Annotated in this window: 15 protein-coding genes and 3 pseudogenes; 10 read left to right on the plus strand and 8 right to left on the minus strand. The window is 69.0% G+C overall.

Annotated elements, in window-relative coordinates; all coding sequences use genetic code 11:
• Nucleotides 1–11 precede the first annotated feature (11 nt).
• Complete coding sequence (locus ACWGJM_RS45465) at nucleotides 12–719, plus strand: LamG domain-containing protein (protein WP_453417660.1); 708 nt, start codon at nucleotides 12–14, stop codon at nucleotides 717–719.
• A gap of 303 nt (nucleotides 720–1022) precedes the next feature.
• Nucleotides 1023–1481 (plus strand): annotated as a pseudogene (locus ACWGJM_RS45470) (IS6 family transposase); the annotation flags it as partial.
• Between the two features lie 49 nt (nucleotides 1482–1530).
• Here the strand turns inward: ACWGJM_RS45470 and ACWGJM_RS45475 are convergent.
• From ACWGJM_RS45475 to ACWGJM_RS45495, 5 genes and pseudogenes are all read right to left on the minus strand, one after another.
• Nucleotides 1531–1857, minus strand: a complete 327-nt coding sequence (locus ACWGJM_RS45475) for a hypothetical protein (protein ID WP_453417661.1) — start codon at nucleotides 1855–1857, stop codon at nucleotides 1531–1533.
• Nucleotides 1858–1941: 84 nt separating this feature from the next.
• The gene (locus ACWGJM_RS45480; protein ID WP_453417662.1) at nucleotides 1942–2223 is read right to left on the minus strand and encodes a hypothetical protein; all 282 of its coding nucleotides are present in this window, start codon (nucleotides 2221–2223) and stop codon (nucleotides 1942–1944) included.
• Nucleotides 2220–2918 carry an HNH endonuclease family protein gene (locus tag ACWGJM_RS45485; RefSeq protein WP_453417663.1) on the minus strand — a complete coding sequence of 233 codons (699 nt, stop codon included), beginning with the start codon at nucleotides 2916–2918 and terminating at the stop codon, nucleotides 2220–2222. The genes ACWGJM_RS45480 and ACWGJM_RS45485 overlap by 4 nt, the downstream gene beginning before the upstream one ends.
• 230 nt (nucleotides 2919–3148) lie before the next feature.
• Nucleotides 3149–3856, minus strand: a complete 708-nt coding sequence (locus ACWGJM_RS45490) for a hypothetical protein (RefSeq protein ID WP_453417664.1) — start codon at nucleotides 3854–3856, stop codon at nucleotides 3149–3151.
• Between the two features lie 50 nt (nucleotides 3857–3906).
• A pseudogene (locus ACWGJM_RS45495) lies at nucleotides 3907–4134 on the minus strand (IS630 family transposase); the annotation flags it as partial.
• A 1003-nt stretch (nucleotides 4135–5137) separates the two neighbouring features.
• On the opposite strand from ACWGJM_RS45495, the gene ACWGJM_RS45500 reads away from it, so the two are divergent.
• From ACWGJM_RS45500 to ACWGJM_RS45510, 3 genes are all read left to right on the plus strand, one after another.
• Nucleotides 5138–5377, plus strand: a complete 240-nt coding sequence (locus tag ACWGJM_RS45500; RefSeq protein ID WP_336542613.1) for a hypothetical protein — start codon at nucleotides 5138–5140, stop codon at nucleotides 5375–5377.
• Complete coding sequence (locus ACWGJM_RS45505; RefSeq protein ID WP_189307438.1) at nucleotides 5377–5754, plus strand: fic family toxin-antitoxin system, toxin component; 378 nt, start codon at nucleotides 5377–5379, stop codon at nucleotides 5752–5754. The genes ACWGJM_RS45500 and ACWGJM_RS45505 overlap by 1 nt, the downstream gene beginning before the upstream one ends.
• Nucleotides 5755–6341: 587 nt before the next feature.
• On the plus strand, nucleotides 6342–6737 hold the full coding sequence (locus ACWGJM_RS45510) for a hypothetical protein (protein ID WP_453417665.1): 396 nt from the start codon (nucleotides 6342–6344) through the stop codon (nucleotides 6735–6737).
• A 1187-nt stretch (nucleotides 6738–7924) separates the two neighbouring features.
• Here the strand turns inward: ACWGJM_RS45510 and ACWGJM_RS45515 are convergent.
• Nucleotides 7925–9319 (minus strand): FG-GAP-like repeat-containing protein, encoded by a 1395-nt coding sequence (locus ACWGJM_RS45515; protein WP_453417666.1) that lies wholly within the window; start codon nucleotides 9317–9319, stop codon nucleotides 7925–7927.
• Between the two features lie 446 nt (nucleotides 9320–9765).
• Between ACWGJM_RS45515 and ACWGJM_RS45520 the strand changes: the two genes are divergently transcribed.
• Entirely contained in the window at nucleotides 9766–10497 is a 732-nt protein-coding gene (locus ACWGJM_RS45520; protein WP_453417667.1) for a 3'-5' exonuclease, read from the plus strand.
• Between the two features lie 9 nt (nucleotides 10498–10506).
• Here the strand turns inward: ACWGJM_RS45520 and ACWGJM_RS45525 are convergent, their stop codons facing one another.
• Nucleotides 10507–10722, minus strand: a complete 216-nt coding sequence (locus tag ACWGJM_RS45525) for a hypothetical protein (RefSeq protein ID WP_453417668.1) — start codon at nucleotides 10720–10722, stop codon at nucleotides 10507–10509.
• 59 nt (nucleotides 10723–10781) lie between these two features.
• On the opposite strand from ACWGJM_RS45525, the gene ACWGJM_RS45530 reads away from it, so the two are divergent.
• Entirely contained in the window at nucleotides 10782–12740 is a 1959-nt protein-coding gene (locus tag ACWGJM_RS45530) for a DinB/UmuC family translesion DNA polymerase (RefSeq protein WP_453417669.1), read from the plus strand.
• A gap of 376 nt (nucleotides 12741–13116) precedes the next feature.
• On the opposite strand, the gene ACWGJM_RS45535 is transcribed toward ACWGJM_RS45530, so the two are convergent.
• A complete protein-coding gene (locus tag ACWGJM_RS45535) occupies nucleotides 13117–13788 on the minus strand; it encodes an HNH endonuclease family protein (protein ID WP_453417670.1) in 672 nt (223 codons plus the stop codon).
• Nucleotides 13789–13937: 149 nt separating this feature from the next.
• On the opposite strand from ACWGJM_RS45535, the gene ACWGJM_RS45540 reads away from it, so the two are divergent.
• The 3 genes and pseudogenes from ACWGJM_RS45540 to ACWGJM_RS45550 form a co-directional block, all read left to right on the plus strand.
• Nucleotides 13938–14180, plus strand: coding sequence for a hypothetical protein (locus tag ACWGJM_RS45540; protein ID WP_453417671.1), 243 nt, complete (start codon nucleotides 13938–13940; stop codon nucleotides 14178–14180).
• Nucleotides 14181–14198: 18 nt separating this feature from the next.
• Nucleotides 14199–14630 carry a hypothetical protein gene (locus ACWGJM_RS45545; protein ID WP_453417672.1) on the plus strand — a complete coding sequence of 144 codons (432 nt, stop codon included), beginning with the start codon at nucleotides 14199–14201 and terminating at the stop codon, nucleotides 14628–14630.
• A gap of 278 nt (nucleotides 14631–14908) precedes the next feature.
• Nucleotides 14909–15126, plus strand: a pseudogene (locus ACWGJM_RS45550) (hypothetical protein); the annotation flags it as partial.

Genomic DNA, 15126 nt, shown 5'->3' on the forward strand with positions numbered 1-15126 from the left:
CAGCCGTTAAATTGACACACCCGGCCGACGCGGGCAGCGTGATCGTGCCCTCCGGCTGGGACAAGGGCATGCCCGAGGACGAGTGGAAGCTCGCCACCGACGGCACCGACACCACCTCCCTCAACACGCTCACCCCGTCCGGCACCGCCACCTTCGGCACCGACGCACCGGCCGGGATGTCCGGCAGCGTCGCCTTCGACGGCAGCACCGGCTTCCTCAAAAGCAGACAGAGCGCGGTCAACACACTCGTCGACTACACCGTTTCCGCCTGGGTGAAGATCAACTCAGCCCTCGGTACCACCGCCGTCTGCCAGGGCACCACACAGCACCAGTCCTTCTACCTCTCCTACGACAAACCCGGTGGCGCCTGGATGTTCCAGACCACGACCACCAACGACGAGAACTCCGACTTCCCCACCGCGGAAGGAGACCCAGGCTCCGGCCCGACCGGCACCTGGACCCACCTGGTCGCCACCTTCCGGTCACCGGTCGTCGGGGGCTCCAGCACCGGAAACATGGCTCTCTACCAGAACGGCACACTGGTGGGGACCGCCACCAACCTCAGCCCCCAGTACGACTCCTCCATGCCTTTGACCATCGGCGGCTGCGTCAACAGCGCCTCCGCCACGACCCCGTACCTGGCATTTCCCGGCTCCGTCGCTGACGTCCACGTCTACCCGCGGACACTCTCGGCAGCCGAGGTAAGCGCACTGCACTGACCCCAGCCACCCACTCCGGGCCCCGCCGCCTCATCGAAAGCGGCGGGGCCTATCCGCGCCGAGAGCTAGGCGGTCTACGTAAGCCAGGCGCAGGCATCGCTGCACGGCGCCGGTGACCAACCAGCCCGAGAGACCACACCCGATCAAGATCCACACCATTCGCTGGACAGCGTTCCTGGCAAAGCCGATAGCGGCGTTGTTTGCACTGGTCAGGGGCCACGCAGCAGGTAGCCGGGCACTGTCACGTTGGCTGACTGGTGGGATGATCTTCGGGGTTGATCCGTCCGGGAGGGGTCGGACGTGGGGAGTGCGTCGCTGTTGTGGCGGGCGGTCGACCAGGACGGCAACGTCCTGGACATCCTGGTACAGAACCGGCGGGACAAGGCCGCGGCCATGCGTTTCTTCCGCAGACTCTTGAAAAGGACCGGTGCGGTGCCGCGGGTGATCGTCACCGACAAGCTCCGCTCCTACGGCGCGGCCCACCGCGAGGTCATGCCCTGCGTCGAGCACCGGCAGTCGAAGTACCTGAACAACCGGGCGGAGAACAGCCATCAGCCAACCAGGCAGCGTGAACGGGCGATGAAAGGCTTCCGCTCCGTGGGCGGAGCACAGCGGTTCCTGTCCGCGTTCAGCGGCATCTCACCCCACTTCCGGCCCCGCCGCCATCTGATGTCCGCACACGACTACCGAGCCGAGATGACCGTCCGCTTCGCAATCCGGGAGCACATCACCGGAGTCACCGGCCCCGCCACCGCGGCCTGACCACAGCCCGGAACCGGGCTCCACCACACCGCGACGCACCATCAGACACCTACCCACTCAACAACGTGACAGCGCCCATCAGGTGGACCTGCACCGTCGCATACGCGTCGACGCCATTCCCTTGCCCGGCCGGCTGATGGCCGGTGCCGGCCGGCGCTCCGGTGGGTGTTGTCTCACGGCGCGCTGCCCGACGCTGTTCGGCGGCCCGGATCGACTCCCGGAAGCGTTCCACCTCACGCAGGCCCGCGGCACGCGCGGCCTGGCTCTTCGACCGCCGGCCTTTGGTCTTCTTGTCCTTCGGCCCGCCATGGTCCCCGCTCGTCAGCTGGACGCGCTTGGACGAACCGTCCCGGCGCTGCCTTCCCCCGCCGCTCATGCCCACACGCTACCCACGCCCGATCCGGGTAATGCGGGAGCAGCTCCGGCCTGCCCTCAGGCCGGAGCTGGCGATGCGCCGACGTCAGGTGGCGGTAGCCCCCTGGCCGCGCCGGACGCGGCCGAGGAGGTCACGGTGGTAGGCCGCGAGACCTCCCTCGGGGATAGGGGCGGGGCTGCCGGTGAGCGTGTACCACTCGTCAGCACCGGTGTACTGGACGGCGACATGCGCGCTGCGCCCGTCGTCGGTGAGGGCGGTGCGGACAGTGAGGTCGCCGGTGATGACGCCGGCCTCGTCGGTCATCGCCCCGCCCGGGCCGGCGGTGACGGTGCTGGTGTAGGAGCCGGTGTCCGGAGTGGTGTTCATGCGGGGCAGGTATCCAGCATCTCGTCCAGCTTGCTCTTCTCCGGCTCGGTGATGTTCAACTCGTACACGTACTTCACGTGGGTCCAGGCCCGGGCGTAGGTGCACCAGTAGGAGCGCAGCGGCGGCGCCCACTGGTCCGGGGACTGGTCGCCCTTCTGCCGGTTCGAGCTCGCCGACACTGCGATCAGCTGCGGGTTGGTGAGGTCGTTGGCGAACTGGCGGCGCTTGGCGGTGGTCCACTCATCGGCTCCGGAGCGCCAACCGTTGGCCAAGGGAACGACGTGGTCGATGTCGACCTCGGTGGACGGCCGGGTGGAGACCTTCCCGTCATAGGCGCTGTACCAGACCCCGGAGACGGCACGGCACTGCTCGTCCTGGGCGACGTCCTGGCCGTCACGGGCGAGGACGACCTCGCGGGTGTCGCAGGTGCCGTACTGGGTGATCCAGTGCGGGAACTTCGAGCGTGAGTAACCGGTCATCGGATGCGGGGCGGCGACGGTGAGTTCACCGAGTTCCTTGCGGACGATGTCGACCGGCGGCGGCTCGGGAAGGTCCCGGCGCACGCTCGGGGCACCGGCCAGATGGGAGGCGGGCACTGCGAATGCGGCTGCAGCCGCGGGAGCGGAGCTGACGGGGGCGAGCAGCGCGGCGACCGCCGCGGTGACCAGGGCAAGCTTCGCGTGGATCCGATGCATGCGCTCATCTCTCTCGATCGGCAAAGATGCTGATCAAGACAGGTAGCGGCAGGCCGGCTCCCGTGTGGGCGTTCCGTCAGTGGCCTCACTCCGATGGCGGATGGGGTTCACCGCAGAAACGAACCACCAACGTCCAGCCACTGCTACTCGAGCGGCGCCTGCGTGCGCTGCGGCGGACGGCAGGACTTGACCATCCAGGAACAACTCCTGTGCTCGGAACCGGAGGAGGTCTACGGCGCCACGGGTGCGCGGACCTCATTGCGGATGGTCGCTGTCCTGGCAGCCAAGGCGGCAAGGTCGAATTGTGCAGGAGGCTTGTCGGGGTCCACGGTCTGGTTTACGTCGACAACGGCCGATCCGTCTGCCCAGGAACAGTCCGGTTGCCACGTCGTTCCGAACTCATCGACCTTCTGAACGACGCGGCAAGACACGGGCTCCGAGGAGCCCCGGGGGGTGATCGTACGAGGACCGATGATCACGGTGGAGCGCACGTCCGTGGCGATGGTCCGGCTGTCGAGGATCTTCAGAAACTCGTCGCGGGCTGTGACTGGACTGAGCACGGTTCCGTACACCCCAGTCACCGCTACCACAGGCCCTGAAGTCTCCGACTTCCGGTCCGCGGGCTGATAGGCAGCGAACGCGGACACACCGTTCTCTATCTGGCCGGAGAGCATCGATGCGATGTTCGGATCGGGCTTCGCATGATCGGACTCGGTAAAGGCGCCCTCTAGCACTGCCTTGGGCATCTTCAACTGGTAGGGCCCGGATGGAACGGCCGCGTGCCCTTGGCCACTCATCGATGGGCTTCCGCTTCCCCCGCTTCCCTCGCTGCCGCCACAGCCGGCCAGCGTCACCGTGGTCATAGCCCCAAGCACCGCCGCCGCCTTGAGATGTCGCTTCACGTATCTCCCCCACCACAGACAGGTCAACATGATCACTTTGCCACGGGGTGACCCGGGGAGGACAACCCCTGCGTAGACGGCGTCAGTTACCGACGTTGTCGCTGTGACGTCGTCAAGGTGAGACCGGTTTCGGCGAGGCATCCGTTGATGAGGTTGCTGCGGTGCTGGAGCTGGCGGAGACCATGTCGGAGCGTGCTGATGAGGTGGCCGGGGTCGGTGAAGGCGGTGTTGACCTGGCTGCTGCGCCGCAGCAGGGACCAGCTGCCCTCGACGGGGTTGAGGTCCGGTGCGTAGGCGGGCAGGAAGTAGCAGGTGCGGTGGCGTGCGCCCTCCTCGGCCGACGGCCCGCTCCATGCACCGCTGCCACCTGCAGCCGCCTGGGCCAGGTGCTACCGCGCAGCGTTCCAGCGAGCCCGGACTACCAGCGGATTGTGTCGGTGCTGGAGTCGGAAGCGGGCAGGGAGGCCATGCGCTGCCAGCAACTAGTTGCGGCCCTGGGACTTCAGGCAGCGCCCCGCTGATACCCGCTCCGCATTGACCGAGAGAAGCGGTTCCTGCACATGTGCTTGCAGCAAGTCGATCCGATCCTGCAGCCGGATCGCTTAGCAATGTGGTAATGCTCTTCCTGGTAAGTGAGCCGATCTCCGAGTCTGATCCCTATGCGAGCAGGGTAGGCGTGGGACTCCAGCGAGCGCTGCCCGGCAGTGCGCTGCTCCAGCGGCCCTTGTGCAGTTCCGGCCCGATGCGCTCAGCCGTGGCCACGTCGCTCCGTCGGCTCACGGGCAGCGTCCGGCGTGCCTTTCGGTGCGGTCAGTGACGCAACGGGCAAGACGCATGATCGTGGACACTGCCACTGCCGTGTGGAGCATCTTCCCCGGATGAGGCCGGCGGTCGGCGTCGCCGGCCCGGCCGCGCCCGCCCGCGGCCACCTCCTGGCCGGTAGTGATGAGCGGCTCCTGACCGCGCCGCCAGCTCACCGCCGGGCGCGCTGCCCACTTCGCCAGCAGCGGCTGAGGACCTCTCTCTGGTTCGGCTCTCAAGAGCAACCTGATCACCCCCGCCTGCCGCCCGTGCCGCACCTGCGAAGGCCAAAGGACTCTTCCGTCACTTTGAAGGCTGCGTTCTTGCCGCTCGTGCGACCACCCGGGCCGGCGGCGACACGGCCAAGACCGAGGGTCCGCCTCAAGCGCCGGGCCGGCCAACTGGACGCTGGTCATGAGCGCCTGGTCGCCCGCCCTCCTCGACGGGAACCGGACGGAGGAGACCACCGTTCCCGCGGCGGCCCCCTGGTGTGGTAACAGCTGTTACCATGGCGGTATGGCGAAGACACAACTGGGTGCGCGCGTGGATGAGGACGTTGCCGAACTCGCGAAGAAGCGCGCCGCCGACCTGGGACTGAGCATCGGGGACTACCTCGCCCGGCTGGTGCAGGACGATGCCAGCGGCCTGCGCGCCCGAGCGGTGGACGCGGCCGCCCGCTTCCTGGCCGAACACCAGGCGGTCTTCGACGAGGCGGAACAAGCCCAGCAGGCACCCCGCGGAGCACGCGCGGCCTGATGGACCTGCACATCGACGTTCCCTGGATTCTGCAAGTCGCCGAGGCCGCTGGCGCGGACGATCCGGCCCCGGACGACTACGGCGTTCCCGTCTCGGCGGTCGCCCGCCACCGAGCCGAGATTTTCGAGCAGCCCGTCTATGGCGGCCCCTACGCCAAAGCCGCCGCCCTGGTGCACACACTGGGCCGGTGCCGCTGGCTGGAGCGCTCCAACATGGCCGTCGCCGCCGCGTCCGGCGTCATGTACCTCGAAGCCGCCGGAATCTCCGTCAAGCCCGGCCGTGAGGACGCCATCGCCCTGAAGGACCTGCTCCTTGACCCCGCCTGCACCGCAGGGAAAATCGCCGCTCTGCTGCGGACCTGGCCCACCACCACCTGACGCCCGAAGGCCCCGCCACCGCTCCCCAGGGCCAGGTCGCGGGAGCAGGCCACTCGCGCAGAGCGGTGACAGGCCGCTGCCCTGACGTGCTCTGCCGCGGGCCACGGCGCCCTTCCCTCACCGTCCTGCCCGTTCGCGCGCGGCCCGCATCCCCGCAGGCGGGACGAGCGTTCCTGGCCCGCACGGGCGTTGCTGGTGGCCGTAGATCGGCGCGTCGCCCTGTCCTTGAGGTGGCTGGTCACGAACCCTGCGATGTAGACGACGAGCGCTGCGGCACCGCCGATCACGGCGGCCCAGATCTTCGGATCCATTGCCGGTCACTCTGCCACGGGCGATGCGAGGACCACGGGCGCCATGCCGTGGGTACGAGGTCCGCCTGTCCGGGCGAGACCCCTTCGTCGCGCAGGCCGGTCACCCTGCCACCATCCTGTGCGCTGCTCGGCGGTACAGTCTGCGCCGCCCTGTACGAACAGCTGGGACGAGAGAAGCCAGGGGAGCGCGTGAACAAGTGCACGACCGCGAAGGGTGATCCGTGTCGGGCACCGCTCATGGTCTGGTACGGCATCGGTCCGCACCCGGGAGTCTGCGTGCGCCACGCGACCCCGGAGCAGAAGGCTGCCTCCACGGCCGCGCTCGACACTCCCGTGGATCTCGCCACCGTTGACCCTGCTGCCGTGTTCCCCGGGGTGTCCATCACGACGCAGCGGGTGAGCTGCGACGCGACGACCGGCTGGGTGGCCAGGATCCGCGGCACGAACGAGCAGTACGTGTACGCGCGCACGTTCCTAGGCCGCAGCCATACCGCGCCCTACGGTTTCCCGCTGCCCGGGGCCGGCCTGTACGAGTGCCGGGAGATCGGCCCGTATGGCAGGTTCTCGTGCTTCTTCGAGGTCAAGGGCGTGTTCCGCCGCAAGGTGCGGTTGGTGACCCCGGAGGAGGCCGCGCGGATGGCCGGCCGGATGGGGCCGCAGCCTTCAGAGTGACCGAGGGCCAGCCGCCTCGGCTTACGGGATCGGTAGGGCCGTGCAGGTTGGCTCGTTGAGGCACTTCCGTGCCTCCTGCTGGTTCTCCTTGTTCCGTTTCCGCTTCTGCAAGCCGTTGAACTGGGTGCGCTTGCCTGGCCGTCCGCGGAGAGCCCGTGGCACGCTGCCGGGGTCTGGGTGGGGCCCGTGGGGGCGTGGTACGCCTTCGCCACGCGTCGACGCAGGTCCGCAGTTGCTCGGCCGCGGACAGCTGCGGTGTCTCCGTGACGGTGACGGTCGTCTGTGGCTTCCTGCCGACCGTGCTGGAGCAGCCAGCGAGCGCGAGGCAGGAGGCGGTGAGCAGAGCGATGGGCATGCGGCGCATGGTCGGTCCCCCAGACGAACGAGTGATCAGGCTGGCCGGTGAACAGACACGAGGGCAGCTATGGATTGCCACCGACGGCGCCTTGAATTTGCCGACGCTGCCACCAGCGCCACGCGGGCCGTCCCAGTACACGCCTCTCAGCAGCCATTAGCAGCCGAGGAGCACGTACCAGCACAGGACGAGCTCCGACCAGAGCAGCCAGACCAGCAGCTTCACTGAGAAGATGCACAGCCCTACGAATCCGCTGGCGCCCGAAGACGGCACCTGACACCCGCAGCGGCCCGATGCCGCCAGACAGACGCACTCCCATGAGACCCCCAGCCACCGAAACTGCGCACCTGCATTCCGGCTGCGGCACCGGCTACCGCTCCCTGGCCCGTGCGGTCCGTGATCCGAACCCCGCTACGGTCGCCGCTATCCGTGGTTTTCAAGCTGAAACTGACCTACAGCGACCATTACGGGGTGCTCGAGAACGGTCGCCGCGCACGGAGTGACGTCGGCTTCGGTTGGGCACGGCTCCATCAGCTCCTGCACGCACAGGCCCAGCGAGACGTGTGTGGCATCGCCGGGGACGATGCCACACATCCGGCCGTGGTGAGCAGGTCCGCGGCGGCCTGAGGTGGTCCGCACATCCCAATGGCGTACGTGGGACGGCCGGGCCGCACGGCTGCACCCATCGCGCACAGGTCGCGTACGCGGACGTGGGGCGTACGGATCCGGGCACGGGCTCATCGACGCGCGCCCGCGCGCCCGTGAGTCCGTCGGCTCCCGGGCGCCTGGGCTGAGCGAGGTGCACGGGAGCCCGACCTGGTGTCACGAGACCTCAGCCGAGGAGGGTTTCACCGATGCGGGAGCCAGAGGAGACGCCATACTCGTTGGGACCGAAGGCGCTGACGCCGCTGGTGCTCAGGCCGGTGCGGGTGCCCCGTAGTTGCCAGAGGGCGCCGTTGCCGTGGTCTTCGTTGGGGGCGGAGACGGCGAGGTCTGCCTTGCCGTCCCGGTTGAAGTCGGCGAGGTGGATCTGGGAGCCGAAGGTGTCGTTGTTCTCGGCGCTTCCGGGGATGCCGGGGGCGTTCTGTGAGTAGCGTGCGGCGCCGGTGGTGGTGAGCCCACCGGCGCTTCCGCGCAGCACGAGCACGTCGCCTCCCCTGAAGGCTCGGCCGACAGTCTTGTAGGGGATGCCGATGGCGAGGTCTGCGCGGTGGTCGCCGTTGATGTCGGCGATGGACATTGCCGCGCCGAACTCGTCTTCCTTGTTGTTGCTGCCGGGGATGCCGGCGGTGTTCTGATGGTAGATGCGGCCCGAGGGGGCGAGACCGCCGTCGATGTCGGGGTCGCCGTAACGGACGGTGATGTAGCCGGAGCCGTGGCTGGGATCGGCCAGTCCGTTGGGGTCGAGGCGGGGGTTGGACAGGGCGATGGCGAGGTCGTCGCGGCCGTCGCCGTTGAGGTCTCCGGCCGCCACGCGGTCTCCGCCGGCGAGCCGAGCCTGGGCGGTGAAGGAGCCGGGGTCGGTGGTGCCGAGGGCCTGGCCGTAGACGAGGGTGGTCTTTTGCTGGACGACGGCCAGTTCGTCCTTGCCGTCGCCGGTGAAGTCGCCGGCTGCGAGGTTCCAGCTGCCGGTGCCATCAGCGTCGGTCACGTCACTTCCGGCCGGGGCTTTGGTGCGGGTGAACGCGCCGGAGTACAGCCGCAGGGATGTCTGGCCGCTGACGGCGATGTCCGGCCGGGAGTCGCCGGTGAAATCACCCACGGCAATGCCGGCGCCGAACATGCGGCCGGGATACGACGGTCCCGAGGGCAGTGCGAGGGCACTGCGGAACGGTGAGGCGCCGCCCCACAACACGGTCACCGAGCCGTTCTGCGACGCATCTCCTTCGCTGCCGACCAGCAGGTCGGCGTACCCGTCGCGGTTCATGTCGCCGCTGGCCAGGCTGCTGCCGAAGAAGTCCTGATCCCCGGCCGTGCCGGGGATGTTGGTGGAGTTCTGCGTGATGTAGACGTGCTTGCCGGTCAGACCGTGAGCGGAGCCGAAGGTGATCAGAACAGCACCGGCGCCCTTCTTCCCGCTGATCGTCTTTTCGGGCATACCGATGGCCAGGTCGCGGTATCCGTCGCCGTTGAAGTCGTCGGCCAGATTGGACTCAGCGGCGACGGCCTGGTCGGCCGAAACGGCCACCAGAGTGCCGGTCAGGCAGGCCGCTAAGGCCGCTGCCACGGCAAGTCTGACTGAGTGACGCACCCAAACCCCCTCTTTCACCGCGGACGCCGACGGCGTCCGCGAACCAGAATGATGGCCCGCAACCCCGTGTCCGGCGGGCTACCCGCTTGATCACGTGCTGCGTGACAGTGAACAGACTTCCCGGCGGCACCGATGGTTGTACCGCGGCCACCGGCGCCACCTCTCATCGGATGATGTAGCTGATACGTCGGCTTGTGCTGCCGGCCTGTCCGCGGCCGGGGGCCTCCGCCCCGGTCGATGGCCCATCACCGGAAACCGCGATCGCAGGCCGATCACCCCGTGCATGGCTGAGCACGGACCGCCTACGGGCCGGATCCACCGCACCAGCACCGACGAGAAGGTGAGGATTCCGGCGTGTCGCGCGGTGTGGGGAGGCGAGCGGACCGACTCATTCACATGATCGATGAATCGACGGGCTGCCCGTGCGCCTGGTACGGCCCAGCGATACCGAGCGGCCGACCTGGGCCGTCTACGAGTACGAGCGGTATCTCGGCACGGTGCACGCCCGTCCGGACGGCGACGGCCTGTGGCACGTGCAGTCCGCCGCGGAACAGAGCCGCAGCCTGGACGATGCGGTGAGGGTGTTGCGTAGGCCGCCTTCCTGGCCACATCAGCGGCAACAGGTGGCTCGCTGGGCGCGTGCCGTGCTGGCTGATCCGGCGCTGCTGGTGATCGATGTCCAGACCGCCGGACTGGGCCCGCAGGCCTGGGCCGTGCAGATCGCCGCGATGGACGGCCAGGGCCGCACGCTGGTGAACGAACTGCTCGACCCTCGCGAGCCGATCACGGCAGTGGCCAGCGCACTGCACGGCATCACCGGCTCCCACGTTGCTCACGCTCCCCGCTTCACCGACCTCTTGCCGGAGCTGACCGGTGTTCTCGCGGGGCGCCGCTGCGTTGCCTACAACGCCCGCTTCGACTGCGGCGTCCTGGCCCGGGAACTGTTGCGCCAGCACGCCGACGTCTCTTCGGTGCGGGCCTGGCTGAGCCGGAGCCGTTGGGAGGACGCCATGGGACCGGCCGCAGTGGCCAAGGGGCTGTGGTCGGCGGACCGCGCGCAGTATCGCCGCCAGCGCCTGGGCGGCCGCTATGACGCGGCCGACAAATGCCGGGCCCTGCTGCGGCACCTGCATCACCTGGCCCGGGCGGCATAGCGAAGCTTGCTACCGGTCAAGAAGCGAGCGCGGCAGCCCGGGGCCGGCAGGGTGGATCTCCAGGTTGCCGTCGGCGTTCACCAAGACCCGGCGGCCGGGATAGGTCCGTCGCGCGGTGATGGCATCCCGCTCGTCGAAGTCACCGGTGAACAGCAGCACCCCGTGGATGACTTCGGTGCGTATCGGGGCAGTCGGCCAGCGGCCCAGGCGCGCCGCAACGGTCATGGGCTCATCGGCAGGAGGCAGGTCGGCTCCTGACGCGCCCTGATGGAAAGACGGATGCCTTGAACGACCTGACGGCGAAGCTCTCCCGGGAGGAGACGGCGCTTCTGACGACCATGGCGCACCAGTACCTCATGGAAGGGGTTTGGCCGGTCTGGCAGTTCACGGTCGCCACCCTGGACCAGCGTGACCTCGATGCCGAAGAGTTGATCCGCTCCCTGCCCCGCGTCGGCGCCACTGAGCACGTGGGCCCCTCCTACGGGCTCACCTCGCACATCAGCCACCACATCGCCCTGGACGACCGTCCCGCCCTCACCGTCGCGGCGTGCTTGCACCTGCCCGAACTCCAGCCGTATATCAGCGATCCCTTCCTGCAAGTCCTTCGCACACTGATCGTGATGCAGCGCAGCGCACCGGTCTCCACTCAGCAGGCCACCAGGCCCCGTTTCGGCATCGCGGAGATCGAGGCGGTGCTCCGCGGGCTGCCCAAGGGCTTCCCGGCCCGGCTCCCCGGCGTCCTGGCACTCGAGCCGGCGACCTGGGGCGGCTCCAGCGGCACGACGACAGACGGCGTCTGGTGGCATGAGCTGCACCGAGAGATCCGCCAGTACCGGGACGTCAAGGCCCTCCAGGAGTACGTCAGCACCACCGCGCGCATCATCACCGCCCAGGCCGGGGAGATGATCCCGGCTCACGCTCCCTCTATTCCGGCCCCGCTACCGCTCCCCGCGCCAGGCCCAGGCCCGTACGTCGACGAAGCGCTGATCGCCGACCTGGAGGCCAAGGACACCGTCTTCCGGGTGGACAAGCTGCTCGCCCTGGTCCGCGAGCTCAATGCCAACTACGCCGACGAGCACCCCTACGCCTGCCAAATGCTGCTGCGTGCGATCCTCGACCACGTCCCGCCAGCCTTCGGGCAAAGCACGTACCAGGGCGTGGTAGCCAACGTGTCGTGGGGGAGGACCGACAAGGCGTACGTCAAGAAGCTCGCCGACTTCCGCAACGGCGCCGACGACGTCCTGCACCGGCAGATCAGCACTCATCCGAGCCGCATCGACATGCACGACCTCCCGCCCCGCACGTACGTCAACGCGTTGCTCAGGGCGTTCTCGTTCACGTCTCTGCTGTCCCGCAGCCACAGGGCTCGTGAGGAGCGGGTAGCCGTCTCCGGACCGGGCACCGCCGCTGAGTCGGCCGTTGATGGCGCTGCTGTCCGAGCCGCCCTGCTCGACCTCGTCGGGCAGTTCGGACACCTCATGCGCCGCAGAGGCCAGGCCGCCCGAGCTCTCCGTCTAACCCTGCGCACCGCCGGCGGGACCGGCTGCGCGAAGAAACGCCGTCTGACGGAGCCATCCGCGCACGACGAGAATCTGCGCATCCTCGCCTACCAGCTGATGGATACCGCCGGGCTGCAGCGCGGTCGGCGGAGCCCCGGCGGCCGGCGCGGGAGCCCGCGACGCGGCGCTCAAGGCCGCCGACGACCCGTTCCTCAAGGCCCTCGGCCGGACCCGCGACCGCGTCCCGCAGCTCGCCGAGGTCTTCGCCGCCCAGGACACCGGCGCTGCCGACACCAGCACGGCCGCGTGGCCCGACCCTGCGCCCATGGGCAGCCGCGACCTGCACAAATTCCCGCGGCACGGTCACGCCGCGTGACCCGGTTTCTCACCCCGCAAGAGCTCCTGCAGGATGCACAGACCCTCCCGGGCGACCCGGCCTGTCTCGACCTGGGCGTGCTGGACGCCGTCTGCGCCCGGGCCCAGGCCCACTACATGGGCCGCGACGTGTACGCGAGCGACTGGCTCAAGGCTGCGGCCATGCTGGAAACCATCGCGCTGCACGAGCCGCTGGAGGCGAAGAACGAGTTCTTCGCCTGGCTGGCCGCCGAGACGTTCCTCAACACCAACAGCGTCACACTGGACTACGAGCCGGAGGAAGCCCTCGCGCTCGTCATGCGAGCCAAGCACAAGGGCGCCCGCGTTCAGGAGGTCGCCGCGCAGTTGCGCGCCTGGTCCACCGGCTGATGCCCCGATCAGATCCAGAGTCTGTCCCTCCCCGTCGGCGGGCACCTCGAACGAGATGGCCTGTTCGATGGCCACCTTCTCCGCAGCACTCAGCCGCCCGATCTTGCTCGTCCAGGACACGGGCCTCCAGCCCCCAGGACAGCGCGCGAGTCCGCAGTGGAACGACGGTATGGCGAATCTCCAGGAAGTGAATCGAGGCGGGCGGGAACACGGCGGGGCCCCCGCCGATGGGCGTCGCAGGGGTCAGGGGCGGCGGGCGATCAGGACGTCGAAGCGCGCATGCTCGATCAGGCTGCCGGCAGGCGCGGACAGTCGGCACCTGCCAAGCGGTCACCCAGGCCCCGGCCACCCGCCGAAGCCGGGTCCGCAGCGTGGGCTACCTGGCCAAGGTCACGGTGACGGGAACGTTCGGGCAATGGCTCAGCTCATTGGACAGGGCGGTCTGTTCTGGGGTGTCGATGCTCAGGCCCCAGCGGGTCTTGTCGGCGATCCAGTTGGTGACGTACTGGCAGCGGTAGCCCTCGGCCGGGGGTAGCCAGGTGCTCGGGTCCTGGTCGGCCTTGGAACGGTTGGAGGCGGCGGACACGGCGATCAGGGCGCGGTCGTCGCCGAGGTCGTTGGCGTACGCTTCCCGCACCTTCGCTGTCCAGGCGGAAGCGCCGGAGTCCCAGGCTTCGGCGAGGGGGACGAGGTGGTCGACGTCGAGGCCGCGGGGCCCCTGGATGTAGCGGTCGTCGAAGGCCGAGTACCACTCGCCGTCGGTGAGGGTGCACTTCGGGCCCTGCTCGGGCGGGATGACGGCCTCGGCTTTCAAGACTTCGGCTCTTGTGTTGCAGCCGTCCTTGTCGGCGTCGGTCCAGTGCTTGAACTTGTCCCGGGTGTACCCGGTCCGGTCCTCGGTGCGGACGGGAAGTCGAGCGAGCGCGTCTCGTACGGGGGAAGTGATCGTGTCGCCGGGGTCCTCATCGGCCGGGGCCGCGTGGGCGGTCGTGGGGACGAGCAGGGCGACGAAGGCGGCCGCTGCGGCGGCGGTGCGGGCGAAGCGCACGGGTGCGTCCTCTCGAGGATCACGGACTGGTCGTGATCCTCGTAGCGGTATCCGTGGCCGACTCGCCCGGGGACCGATGAAGGCTCTACCCGATCGGGCGGTAAGTCCGATGGTCGGCACACCACACCAGCCGCTTAAGATCCGTGCACGTGGCAGACATCCCCGACGAGCTGATCAAGTTGGAAAGATCCGCCGAGGAAGAACGGGCCCGCCTCGCGGGCCTGACCGGCGACGCGTACGACGAGCAGTGGCGCCGCTGGCGCGCGGCCGCCGAGGCCGTTCAGGCGGCGATCACCGCGCACGCTGAAGCGACCGAGGCCAGCCGCTACGAGGTAGAGCAGGACGTGAAGCGGGCAGTGCGGCACGCCCAGGAAGACCCGACCGTCGAGTAGGAGGTGCTGGCGCACTGCTTGCGCTGGCCGGACGAGATCCGCGACCCCGCCGAGCTGCTCCCGCCCCCGGTGGCGGTGACCGACGAGGAGATCGAGGGCGCGCTCGCCCTCATGGAGACGATGACCGTCGACGAGCTCGAAGGCGAGGAGTTCCAGGACCGCTACACCGAAGCGATCGCGCAGATCATCGAGGCGAAACGCGAGGAGAAGCCACTCCCCGAGGTGCCCAAGCCGGAGGAGCCGGCCCAGGTGCTCGACCTGATGGCCGCACTGAACGCGTCCGTTCAGCAGGCCAAGGCTGGCCGCGGTGAGCCAGCCGAGGATGCGGACGTGCACGAGATGCCGAGGTCGAAGAAGAACACGACCACGAAGAAGCAGCCGGCCAAGAAGCCCGCGGCCAAGAAGGCTGCCGCGAAGAAGACGTCGGGGCGCCGCCCGCAGAGTGCCTGAGGCGCGACACACCGCCCGGGTTGGGGCGCGGTTGCAGGAGTACGGGCTGGTGAGCGGCTCCGCTCGTGGCGAGAGGAAGGACTACCGGCTTGGCCGACTGCCGCTGGCGGAGGGCGGGCAGACCGCGGTTTTCCGAGCCGAGCACAAGGCGTCCGGCGTCGCCGTGGCGTTCATGAGAGCGGAAATTTCTTGCACTCATCGCCGAGCACCGCGATGAACTGGCCCTGACCGCCGACACCGAGTGGACCGCCGACCGTGCCGAGCGCTACCTGCGCTCGCTGCCCACGAGTGCCCGGACCTTCGCCCGCATGGTCGTCGACGCTGGGGGTTCGATCGACGCGGACCTGCTGCGCGAGCGTTTCACCAAACTGAACGGCCCGGCCATCGCCCTGGCCCGCGCCGTACCGCGCGGCGTGCGCAACGACTGGTGGCCGGAGGGCACTCCCGAGCCCATCGGCCCGCTGTATGACCCAGACAACCCTTCGTGGCAGCGTGC

It is taken from the genome of Streptomyces sp. NPDC054834 (assembly GCF_053611185.1).